General features: G+C 49.2%; 8 protein-coding genes. All 8 read right to left on the bottom strand.

What is annotated here, in order from left to right; all coding sequences use genetic code 11:
* Window positions 1-8 precede the first annotated feature (8 nt).
* The 8 genes from IE165_RS01815 to IE165_RS01780 are packed head-to-tail and all read right to left on the bottom strand — an operon-like array spanning window position 9 to window position 12513.
* On the bottom strand, window positions 9-2045 hold the full coding sequence (locus IE165_RS01815) for a M60 family metallopeptidase (protein ID WP_189624879.1): 2037 nt from the start codon (window positions 2043-2045) through the stop codon (window positions 9-11).
* A 6-nt stretch (window positions 2046-2051) separates the two neighbouring features.
* Window positions 2052-3764, bottom strand: coding sequence for a LamG-like jellyroll fold domain-containing protein (locus tag IE165_RS01810; protein WP_189624878.1), 1713 nt, complete (start codon window positions 3762-3764; stop codon window positions 2052-2054).
* A gap of 18 nt (window positions 3765-3782) precedes the next feature.
* On the bottom strand, window positions 3783-5360 hold the full coding sequence (locus IE165_RS01805; RefSeq protein WP_189624877.1) for a DUF5008 domain-containing protein: 1578 nt from the start codon (window positions 5358-5360) through the stop codon (window positions 3783-3785).
* Window positions 5357-6112 carry a fasciclin domain-containing protein gene (locus tag IE165_RS01800; RefSeq protein WP_189624876.1) on the bottom strand — a complete coding sequence of 252 codons (756 nt, stop codon included), beginning with the start codon at window positions 6110-6112 and terminating at the stop codon, window positions 5357-5359. Before IE165_RS01800 ends, IE165_RS01805 begins: the two co-directional genes overlap by 4 nt.
* Window positions 6113-6125: 13 nt before the next feature.
* Window positions 6126-7631: a RagB/SusD family nutrient uptake outer membrane protein gene (locus IE165_RS01795; RefSeq protein ID WP_189624875.1), complete on the bottom strand. Its 1506-nt coding sequence runs from the start codon at window positions 7629-7631 to the stop codon at window positions 6126-6128.
* A gap of 4 nt (window positions 7632-7635) precedes the next feature.
* Window positions 7636-10797 (bottom strand): SusC/RagA family TonB-linked outer membrane protein, encoded by a 3162-nt coding sequence (locus tag IE165_RS01790; protein ID WP_189624874.1) that lies wholly within the window; start codon window positions 10795-10797, stop codon window positions 7636-7638.
* A gap of 19 nt (window positions 10798-10816) precedes the next feature.
* Complete coding sequence (locus IE165_RS01785) at window positions 10817-11854, bottom strand: DUF5007 domain-containing protein (protein WP_189624873.1); 1038 nt, start codon at window positions 11852-11854, stop codon at window positions 10817-10819.
* 2 nt (window positions 11855-11856) lie between these two features.
* Entirely contained in the window at window positions 11857-12513 is a 657-nt protein-coding gene (locus tag IE165_RS01780) for a hypothetical protein (RefSeq protein WP_189624872.1), read from the bottom strand.
* Between the last annotated feature and the right edge of the window lie 6 nt (window positions 12514-12519).

Genomic DNA, 12519 nt, shown 5'->3' with positions numbered 1-12519 from the left:
TTCTACATTTAGTTATCGAAAAATGCCCCAATCTCCGCAACACCGACAAACCGACTACCACTGAAGGATGTCGCACTTGGAAACGTAAATCGTATGTAGCGGGGTTCTATGACAGATCTTAGTATAAACTCCTTACGGGAGCGATCCCACTCGCTCAAATGGAAAGCTTCCAATGTCGTATCATAAGTATAATTTTGGGCATTGGTCAGGCTTTCCGGCGTAACAAGCTGCCAATTAGTTCCGTTGAAACTCGTTTCAATCCTTAACGTCCTCGGAATATTGCTTCCGGCGTTGCGTGCCTGATAAAAAACACCTTTAAGCGGCGTAAGCTCGCCCATATCAACCCTTAATACATGTGGCGATTGTCCCAAATTGGGATGGCTCATCCAAAATGTATTGGGATTACCATCTACAAGCGCTGCCACAACGCCATTGCCATTGCCTTCTTCCGGATATTGGGTAGAGGCCGTCACCACCCAAGATGTACGGTCCAAATCATACCTAGGGCTCAATGTGTTATCGCCACCCTGACGGGTCACCGGATTATACTCCCATATGGCACGATCCATCGGAGGATACAGATTCCGAATTTCACGACGCGCTATACCGGAAACACTAATGCCCCAAGCAGCGAAAAAACGCGCGTAATCCCGCCCGGTAAAATGACAGAGCTGTCTATAGAAATAATCTTTCTTGGCTTGATCGAATCCAAACGACGTAGTGGAATTTCGTGCATTCGTATACAAGAATGGGAAAAAATCCCATCCCAATTCACCATTTCGGCCCACGGCCTTATCAAATATTTGTAAGAAGGGTGTTATCCGGAAAAATGGTGCGCTGTCTTTAATGTCGTCGGGTAGATCAGAAAAATTTTTCGCACCTGAGCTCATGGCCCACGCTACAGCTTTTGGAAAATCTACCGCCACCGCCGGGTGAAACGTCGAACGATCCATTATCCCACGATTTCGCGCCCCATTAAATACAAAAAGGTTATTGGTGGTCTCACCAAGATCTGACCAGCTCCAGATGGAACTCTGTTGATAGTTATGGCCCACTTCGTGAAACGTGCCCCAAGCTTCCTCCTGAATGCGCACGGGATCAATAAGTGTTTCCAGCCAGTACTCATCCTGCTGCATCACCCAAGGATTACCGGCATGGGCGTAGCCCGCTCGCGGATGAATGTCCATGACACCCCGCTCGGGCAACTGCGGATAGCGGTGGTGCGCCTCTGCAGCATTTTCGGTTAAGCCCATCCAATCGTAGAAATCCCGTCGATAATTCGTATTCCATTGCGTGAGCGCCTCCGCGACTCCATCAGCCCTTCCTTGCCGTATGTAGCGTACCAGCAAAGAGCGCGGAACCGTGTAGACGGTATGCCGCGAACGCAACTCCAACCAAGGGACATCATTGGCGATAACATCTCGCTTCCATGCTTCTAAATCCGTCACTCCCAAAATAAAATCAGAAGTACGCACCACACCGGCAAAGCGCAGGGTAACAGGTTGCTCCTTTTTAATCTCATTAACAATCCAGACCAGACCGCCGAAGAGATTTTTCACATAGTTTACACCCGGGAATAGCTCTTTGCGCGTATAGATAATGGGTTCACGCCGAAGCGCAGCAAGCCCTGTGTTGTTATCCATGTGTGCCCCCAATTGTACGGTCAAACCCACCACACCCTCGGGAACCGTGATACGGATATTTTCACCGGCCGGTGCATACAAACCCGTACTGTATATAGGCCGCGGCGAGCTCGCTACGCGGTAAGCAAATGCTTGCACATAATCCTTGCTCATATCCAGCGTCACGCTCGTATCTCTCTGAATGCGTGACACCGCGTCGCCCACCAAACCCGGATAAATGCGCGCCTTGGCATACATACTCCTGTCCGCAACGAACATGGTTGTGTCTGTCAAGATATCCGATGGTATGGAATCGCCCTGCTGATAGCCGTTTTTAAAATCAAAATTGTATTCTTTACAACTTTGGGAAAGCGTGCAGCCTATCAGGCACAGGCCTATCCCTAAAAAAATCTTTATCTTCATTGCTGATCAATTACGTACACGGATAAAGTTGGGGCTCCAGCTTTTGCCATCCAACGCCCAAGATTGCTCTACGCTAACGCCCAACCATTGGTAAATAATAAAGGGAATATCTACGGCATTGGGCACCATGCGGTAAATCGATGCCGTGATAGGGGGTTGAAGGAAATCTACCAGCTCATTAAAGCTTGCCCAGCTCCATTGGCCATCCAATCGAAAATTGGGCGCTTTGCCCGTCTTCTCCGTTAAGGTATTGGTATTGACATCCTCATAGCCTGGCCAATAGCCGATCAGACTAGCATAGTAAGGGTGGTTTTCGTCAATCCAGGTAAGCCCCGCGTAGCGTTCTACATCTTCCTGGCTGAAAGCGTACTCGTAGATTTGGAGATTCGCTATCAAATAATTGGCGGCATTCATATTGCCAGAAGACGGCATTGTGCCAATAATCAACGGGTGACTATTGATCGCTGTTTCGTTGCCGTTTACGTTTGCCGGATTGCCGGCAACGCCGTCGACATACAAGATCAGTCGGTTCGTCGCACGATTAAACACCCCCGTTATCGCGTGCCATTTACCATCCTTAATCTGTACATTGGAGTTGCCTGCCACGCCTATGCTCGTATGAAATTGGCACCCCTGATCGGCATTGATGAAAGTCCAGCCCGTACCGCCGTCTGCACTTGGCCGCTTCCCTAAAATTGCCGGCCAACTCAAGGCTCCCATATGATTACTTTTATAGAGAAATTGGATGGTGTAGCTTTTTGAAGCTTCGATGTTGCCGACTTGTGTATTGCCGGATACCGCGCGAACATTTGCGTTGTATCGGTAGTTTACAGCACTTCCCGAATAGGGAATATCAGCAACACTCGGTCTCGCGAGCACCCTGGCGGAGAATTTTGGGGAATAGAGCATGGTAAAGGTTTCGCGCTCCGTATCGCCAAAGGCTGTGAAATCTGGCGTGTCCCGCGCGTAAAGACCACCCTTGCCCGAGGTAATGACCACCAGCCAATTTTCGTTGGGATAGCTTTGCCGCGCGTGCAGCACATCAATCAATTGCTTGACTTGCGCATCCAGCTTGCCTATCGCTGCGGCATACATTGGGGACGCAGCGGTAAATCCGCTGGCCTCGCCGGCGGCCTCTAGGGCCGTTAGATGCACAACCTGAAGCGCCGTGGTATCAATCTGCAGGCGGGCGGTGGCCTTCGCCACAACAGCATCATCATCAGTGTCAATTTGAACGCTGGCCGTACCGCTCGCAAGCGCCTCGGCATGAATGGCTGAGCTTGTATATAAGGTAGAACTGCGCGCTTGATACATGTTATGCAGACGCATAAACATCGTCGGATAGTCTGCCGTATTGAGCTGGGTCAGATTATCGGTGGTAACACCGTTTTTTTCGGCTGACACCCCCGTCATCAATGTCGCCCAAACGGCTTCATTGCTGATTTTAGCATCTGTGCGGCTGTCTGCCAGACTGCTATAGCTCAGTATGGCGTTACGCGCCAGTACACGGAAGTTGGTCGGTTCTAGTTCCTGAACCGCAGCCCCGCTCAATCCATCGACCACGATCAGCAATACCTTATCTTGTATGGGATCAGGATCCTGTGCTGCACCAAATTCATGCAACAAATTGGGAAAGTCCCTATTGCAACTACCTGCCAAGAAGAGCAACGAGGCCCCGAAAAGCATGCGTCGAATGGACGTACTAAAAAAATTGCTCATAATCATTATCATAACATGTTAATCCCTAATTTCCATCCGAAAAAAATTACCTACCCGATGCGCATCAAAATTGGAAATATTGCCCCCAAGCAACAGCGCAGGACGTCCCGTTGATGATGTAGCCTCCAGCACTTTTTGCAGTGTTCCGGTAAATGGTGAAAAAGAGTTATAGCGCTGCACTAAGCTTCCATCGGGCTCCAATAGCAAAAGGTTGGCACGCGAGACACCGTTATAACGCTCAAAAGTTCCATGCAGGATCATTTTTCCATTGTTCAGTAACTGGCCATATAATGGTCGCGCCGCCTCAATCTCGCCGAAATGAAAAGTCTCGTCTTGCGTCCCGTTTTCGGACAACAGCACGATACCCTTGGCGGCGACACCGTTGAAGCTGCTGAAATTGCCCACCACCACAAACTTTCTGCGTACAGGGTTGTAACTGATACGCTGTATGCGGCTTGCGGCGCTACCCACAGCAAAGGTTTCGTCTATCGTTCCATCGGTATTCAATCGAACCATGCCGGGTGCCGGTCGGCCGTTAAACGACGTGAAACTGCCCACGATAACGATTTTGCCGTCAGGCATCTGCGAGGCATCTGCAATCACTCCATTGGCGCCCGAATGGTTGTACAGAAAGGTCGAATCCAAGCGTCCGTCCGGATGCATCCGAACAATGCTGCGGGCCACTGTGGGTATGGTATGCCGGTTATCTCTAGACGAGTAGCTATAATCTACATGGAGGTGATGGTCAAAATTTCCCACAGCGACAACCTTGTTGTCTGCCGCTCCGAAAACCCTGACAATTGAGCCCCGTACGCCTGCATTGAACGCCGACACCGTATCATAACTGTTCAACGGGTTTTCGGTGGTGTTAATGACTTCCACAATCATGGTGTCGAGTTCACCGGATGGCCAAATCCTCGCCATACCTTGCACCGGCCTGCCGTTGAACGTGGATAGCGCACCGCCCAAGAGGAAACTCCCACTGCTGCTGCGCGCGATGGAATTGATACCGAAGCCCCCTTTACCAAAGGTCATCCGAGACGAGGTCCTGCCATTGGCGTCAATAAAATGTATCCCTTGGATAAAGGTGCTGGTATTATTTGCTTGATTTTCGAAGTTCGAGAAGTTGCCAACGACAATATAGCCGCCTAAGTGATCGATAAAGTCATTTACGGGACCATTAAACCCATTAACCATCCCATAGTTCGTATCAAAAGAGGCATCGCCTTCGATTTGCAGGCGAGGTCCGTAAAACACCTGATTGTTCACAACGACCTTAGCATTGCCGGAAGAAATTTCTTCCGGAACCCGGATGACAACCAGCGAATCTTGCACAGAAACCAGCTCCACCGGCGTATCGTTAATAAAAAACTCCAGATTGGCACGGTGCAAGGTCAGACCCCGTACAGTAAACTCCACCAACTCGCCCGGCCTGGCACGTTCAGGCGTAGGAAAATTCCCCAGAAATCCGATCCCCAGCGACCCTTGGCCACCAGCATATGGATCTTGGCCCACCTGTAGATTTTTATTGCAGGACACCATCAGCAAAACGATGGATAGCCATCCAAAAAATAGGGTTATCGTTGTCTTCATCATGGTTCGTTTTGGTAAGTTATACCTCCGGCTAAAGCCTCTTGTACAAATAGTTGGGAAAGAAAACCGAAGCTGTGGAGCGAAAACTGCAAGACATGCAGCACGCCATTATGCGGCCTGATGTCGGTTGTAGCAACAGGTCCGGTGATGAAGGGCACAAAATTGACTGTTCCCTCAACACTTCGCGAATAAGGCATATTGAGATACAGCCTTCGGTAACCAGCGTACTTAATGACCTGCTGGCTACCGTCGGAAGTAACAGTGGCTACATCGTTGTATAGCACGCCAATATTCATATCGGTGCCATCGTAGGTCAGATAACCTTGTCCTGGGAAAGCCGAAAGATTAAGCGTGTCCTGTTGCGGAAAATCGCGCAACCGGTAGTTTCCACGTAAGATGTAGCGCGACAAAAACTTGCGCCACACGGCAGGAGACACCTGCTCCAATCTGGTAATCGTGTCCTGCCCAGCAGTTCTTAAACTACTGTTCAGCGCCCATACCGATCGCAGGATCGTTTGGTCACTGGGCGCAAAAAATGTAACATCTTCACGCTGCAATGTTCCTTCAAAATCTGCCAGCCGCAGAGCTACCCGCAACGTATCGAAGAGCTCGGGCCGCGTCCCCAAATATTCCCACATAGAACCGTTGAAATTGGGGTCGTGGGTACCGGAATCATCAAAGTAGTTGGGTTGACAGGCTTGGAAAAGTCCAGCAACCAATAAGATACAAAACAGTATTTTTTTGCAGTTATTCATTGTTTGATTGTTGTTAGTTTGTCCAATAGGTATTCAGTCGCATAAACGGATTATTTGCCAATGCCGAAGCCGATATCGGCCAAGTCCAACCACCGTTGCGATAGGCTGACACACTCATGGGGGCTAACGTATACGCTACATCGATCACTTTGCCCGTGCGCACCAGGTCGTAATAGAAATTGCCTTCGCCAAATAGCTCTCGGGCGCGTTCCCACCAGATAGCATCCTTAAGTTCATTCCCTGATTCGGTGATCTCGGCTGCCGCGGCTCGTCTGCGGATCACATTGACCACCGCCCGTGCTTCCGCATCGCGATTTAGCTCTGCCAAGGCCTCCGCACGCAAAAGAATGGCATCGGCATAGCGGAAAACCATCTGATTATCATCGGGATTAGCGTCTTCTCCGATCTCCCGAAATACATTTAGAAATTTCAAGCATTGCATCTGCCCTGCTGTGTTATAAATATGCTCATCAAACCAAAATGTCTTGCGCAAATCCTGTCCCTGCGGAGGATAAAGCCTTTCAAAAAACTCACGTTGGTAGTAGAGATAGGATACCCTCGTCGTCTTGTTTGGAAAACGCAGTACATAATCCGAGAATGCGGCTGTTAGGCTAAATGTCTCTCCGAAGTTTAAATTTTGGACAATTTCAAACAAACCTTCACTGGTACGCCCTTTAAATATTTCCCTAGTACGTGACAAGGGCAGCAAACTATAAGCGTTATTATTTTCTTCCATCAGCTGCTGTCCGAGCGCGGCCACCTTGTCATAATAGGGGGTTTTGTCTTGGTCGGTGAAGCCCGCTAGCCACATATTGGCGTGCATATTGAGGACCAAGGCACTACCGCGCATGGCACGTACAGCCACAATAGACGGATCAGAAAAGGTCCAAGGCAAAAACTCGGCATGGGCATCCAAATCGGCCGAAATATGCTGCAAGACCGTCAGCATATTGGTTCGTGGCAGCGGATTGGTATTGACGTCTGTATAGTAGGGCACATCACCGTACACCCGAACCATCAAGAAATAAGCGAGAGCACGTAAAAACACCGCTTCTGCTTTGTATCGATTAACCTCACTCGCACTCAAAAAAGGCAAATTGCTACTTTCTAGCCGTGCGTAGAGAATGTTGGCATGTTGCACCATCTGATAGAAGGTGTTCCATTCGGTGATACGCGTGAATCCGAAGTAGCTAAAGTCCTGCCCGCGTGCAAAAATTCCGTTGATGTTATTTGTACGCAACAGGGTTAAATAATCGCGTCCCGGATCCGACGAAGAGCTCGTGCGCATAATGGGCGCACAACGAAAATCTCCGGTGGCTGGAAAAAAAATATTTTGCATGGTGGCCTGTCGAAGCGTGGAATAGATCCCTCCGACAAATTGTTCAACATCTCGACGCGAAGTCCAGTAGTTATTGCCGGTTAAACGATCTACTTGGTTGATATCCAAAAAATTTCGTCCGCAAGATCCCACGAATAGGGACAAGCAGGTCAATAGTGGATATACGAGTTTCTTTTTCATAGCGTTAAAATTGAATGTTCATACCAAAGGTGTAGCTGCGCCGGTTTGGAAAACCCGACGATGCGTCGCGCCCCAGCGCCGTAACGAGCTCGGGATCCGGGCCGGAATACCGGTTAAAATTATATAGATTGAAGCCGGAGATATAGAGGCGGGCCGAGCTGATACCAAACCGCCGTGTCCAATTCCGATCGAAATTGTAACCGAGGGTCGCCGAATTGAATTTTAAATAGGAGCCGTCCTCCAAAAAAAGTGTCGAATTATAACGATAGGGATTGTACAAAGGCAAACGCGTAAAATCAGATACGTTAGGAAAATCGGCATTGTCGCCTTGGTTTCTCCAGACGTTATACACGTCGAGCGGCACGTAGCTCCCAGCAAAACCTACACCCGCCGGATCCGCGTAGTTGCGGAAGCGGTCGGTCAGCGCCGTATTGAGGATATCGCGATCCAAGGTAAACGAAAACGAAGTAGTCAACGACCAGTTCTTGTATTGCGTGAACGTGTTGAAACCCCCAGTTATGCGCGGCTGCGAATTACCCACGAACACCAGGTCGTTCTCGTCGAGGATGTAGTCGCCGTTGATATCGGTAAACTTTGGATCGCCTGCCCGGAAGAAACGGCCTTCGGCCAATGTCCCCCCAGCACGATAACGTAGGCCTGTCAACGGATTGACGGGCACATCTTCGTCACGCAGATATACACCTTCATAGTTATACAGTACGAAGCCCAATGGATTGCGTCCCAACCGGTACAGTTGTGGTAAATCGAATGCAGAACCATCGGGCTGCAGCAATTGCCGCACGCCGTCGGGCAGTGCTGCCGTGCGGTCTCGGTTGATGGCTGCATTGGCACCGAAGGTGAAGTTCCAGTCCGGATTTGCCATCTTGGGTCGGAAATTCAGCATGAATTCATGCCCATAGTTTACCAAACTGGTTTCGTTGGTCAATACATTCGCAAACGCATTGTGATCGGCGATCGGTTTGGAGCGTAGGATTTGGTCACTTTGGCGATAGTAGGCTTCATAGGTAAAGGAAAGCCGATTGTGCAAGACACCAAACTCGACCGCTCCCGACCATTGCGTCGATGACTGCGGACGTAAATTGACATTCGGTGCATTGATTAGATCGAGCGATGTCGTGGGACGATTGTTGTAGGTTTGCGGATCTATTTTGTACCAGCCATAAAGATCAGAAAGGCTACCTGTAGGCGTAATGTTTCGCCCGTATGTGCCTCGGATCAGGGCATTGTCCAGCCAGTTGATATCCTTCGCAAAACCTTCTTCTTTAATGTTCCAACGAAGCCCCACTGAGGGATTGTATGACCAAGGCGAAGCCCCGCCCGTGGTCGATGTTCCATCCACACGATAGGTACCCTCCACGATGTAACGGGATTTAAAGCTGTACATCGCACTTCCGGCATAGGAAACCGATCGGTAGTTCGTCATATTGTCTAAAGTACCTCCTCCGGAAAATCGTGTATCGTAACTCAAGCCCGCTTGGAAACGATCGTTTACGGTACCCACGAGGTTGCTGGTCTCGGCGCGGTAATCTGTCATCTCCATTTCGCTAAAGCCAAAAAGATTCAGCAGATGTGTACCATGCATCCAGCTTTTGGTATAAGCCAATGAATTTCGGTTGTACAAGCGATTGCGACGATCATAATAATTATAGAGAAGAGACCTGTTGCCGTTCAGCAACTCTGGTGTGAACCTGTCTTTGGTAGAAGCGAAGTAGGTGAAGTTGAGCGTACTCGTCGCACGAATGCCACGAAAGGGTTCATATTGCATTTCTACTTGGGAAACAAAGTTGCCGGTTTTGTTATCGTCATTGACACTGAGCGCGGAAAGTGCTTCCATGCTTCCGGTAAAAATAGATGGTGCCGGATATAAGGAGCTGGTATTAACAGACCGGCCAACACCGCTCTGCATCGTAGCATTCCCACTGCCTACACTATTACGAGCTAGGCTCGAGTTGACATTAGCCATCAACATAAATTGTTCGGTAGGACGGTACTGCATATTGGTCTGCAAGGTGTAGCGCTTCAGACCCGTATTTTCAATGATCCCACGCTCATCAAAATACCCCATATTCACTTTATAATTAAAGGTTTGCCTTCCACCGGAGATATCTAGGTTATGGCTTTGATTGATGGTATTGCGGTAAAAATAAGATTGCCAATCGGTAGAATTGTTCCAATAGGGATTCAAGCTATCTGCGAGGATAGGCGAATCGTTGATGCGCTGGAAGGCCCTCGCCAGCGTGGTGTCATAGCGCAGGATCTGATCCACACGCATCCAGCGTTCCTGCCTTCCGCCCAAGGTCTGACGTAAAGCAGGTACGGCGTTGAAGAAAGTTTGTGCCGTGTAACGGACAATCGGCACTTCCGAATTACCCCTTTTGGTTGTTACTAAAATGACGCCGAAAGCTCCCCGCGAACCATATAGGGCCGTTGCTTGCGCATCTTTCAAGATGTCGATAGACTCGATATCTTCCGGTGGAATCATTGATATAGGTGATAACCCGGGCCCTGCCGTTTCAAATCCGTATTCGAATCCCGTATTCTCGTCTACGGGCACCCCATCGATCACAAATAAGGGTGAGGTAGGCGTCAGAAAAGCGTTATCACCACTACCGCTCACATTGATATTAGAGATCCCCCGCAAAGCGATCGTACCCCGCATTCCCGGACTTCCGGTGTTATTCTGAATGTTTAGCCCGGCTACCCTACCCTGCAATAGCTCCACCCAGTTGCCGCTCGGGATATCTTGTATCTCCTTGCCGGAGATGGATACCACCGAGCCGGTCAGCGTAGAGCGGGCACGTTGCTGATAGCCCACCACCACGGTTTCTTCGAGCTCCTGCGTGGTAGATTCCATCATGAGGTTATAGGTTGTTTTTCCAGCGCTGAGGGGCTGTTTCAACGGAAGATAGCCCTGCAAACGGAAAAGAAGCACACTTTTTGCCGGCACAGATACTTCGAAACGACCGTCGTCCTCTGTTTTTCCGACGTCGCGCTTCGGCGATTCCACAGAAATGGTTACGTTGCCAAGGCCAGTTTTATCTTTATCAGTGATACGTCCCTTGATCAGCACTTGCTGCGCAACGGCAACATGCAAAAGCAGCAAGGCGGCACCGACCAAAAACGAACGAATAAATTTTATTTTCATCTGTATGTAAGCTAATGGGTTAGTTAAATGCGGGCGTCTCTCCCATGAAGCGGAACTGTATCTCCCAATGTCCCTCTTCGAAAATCCGAAAGTTGTATCCAAAGGAGGCACGAACAATGTCGCCAAATACATCGCGCTGCCTATACCCAATATCCAGCCTTGCCATCTCTCCGCCAACACTCGTGTATCGTGTTTCAACCCTTGTCAGTGGTATCGGATAAGCTACATCATAGATGACTTTGTTGTCTTCGATACGCCGATTGAAGCCATGTACCATGTGCGCCCAATCCGTATCATTGAAGTTGCGGGGATCAATCGGGTTAAGAAGCGAATCCAAGAAGCTTAGTGTCAATGTTTTGCTGGTTGTTGCCGGCATATTTTCCAACTTTCTGATGTACACACGAATGGCCGAGGCCGGAATGCCACCCCGCGTGCGTTGTCCCAGCATGCCTCTAACGTAACTGGCAAAACCATGGGGTGATAGGGATAAACCGGTTTCCGGATCGACATCAGTGGGTTCGTAGGGTCTTTCCCGCTGCGGCTTCAAACGAAAGCCCCGTACATAGCGTCGCCCGCCAGAGTTACTGACCTCGACATCGAACGTGTAGCCTGAATCGGGCTGGGTCCGGATGTAAGACGAGCTGCCCGCATTCCAAAAATTTATATTCCCAGAATGTTCCAAAATTTCGAGAATAGGCCGGTACTCGACCACCCGCTTTGCTTCGATTTCTTCAATGGACGATTCGGTTCCATCATACATCTGACGCCATACCTTCACCGGAAATTTGTCGGAAAATAATGTGCTGACAGGTTGCCCGTCCGCATCTTTGAGGTTGACAATCCGGAAAGTAAGGGGTTGGGAAGTATTGGGACCCACGGAAACAATATCGTTGTAAAAAGTACTTCGACCAATCGTGGGAGAAAATTCCGTCACATTGTATGAGATATCCTCCCCAAAGGAATCCCGGTCATCAGGTATGTATTTCGTACATCCGAACAAGCATGAGGTGGTTAGGATAACGACAAGGGTATGGATACGATGTTTGGCTAGTTTCATAATCAATAGCTGGCTAATTGTGTAATCAGTTTACTAAATCCGAAATTGTGACTTGGAGACAATTGATGTACATAGCCATTTTCCGTTTGGATGTTGACCATGGCCGTAAAGCTTTCTTGCCAGTAGCGTTGAAAAATAGAATTGTTCACATCACTCAGCTTGATTTGCTGCTGTCCGCCACCAACATAGCCGGAAGCGGGGGAAACCAAATATTGTAGGTGCATCCGGTAGTCGTTTAAACTCCGAATTTCCACACCTTCGACATAAGGTCTCAAATCTTCGGTAGTTACGGTGTTTGCAAACACATAGCGGTACAGCGCAGAGTCCAGTAAGACTTGTGGGATATCCTCAATGTACAGCGGACGACGTCCTGCATTGCGGCGCACCGTATTCATGCCTTCGATCGCGTTCGTAAAACTGTTGTTGGTGATGGCAAACAACGTGGTGGTATCTTGCTTTTGCAACAAACGCCGACGTAAAATAGGTGACCGATCTAGCGCTAAGAGCAAGGAATCATAGAGCCCCGGGGATGCTTCCAAAAAATCTATCGTGCTGCCAGGAAAGCGTGCGGCTCCGGGCTGCCGGTTTTCATAATAATCGTTTCCTTTTTTGCAGGCAAAAAAAAGCGCACAGCATAAAGAAAGTATAGTTAGTGACATGGTACT

Source organism: Sphingobacterium griseoflavum, from assembly GCF_014653155.1.
Taxonomy (GTDB): domain Bacteria; phylum Bacteroidota; class Bacteroidia; order Sphingobacteriales; family Sphingobacteriaceae; genus Sphingobacterium; species Sphingobacterium griseoflavum.
The sequence above is the reverse complement of the archived record's forward strand: the minus strand, read 5'-3'. Positions and strand labels throughout refer to the sequence as shown.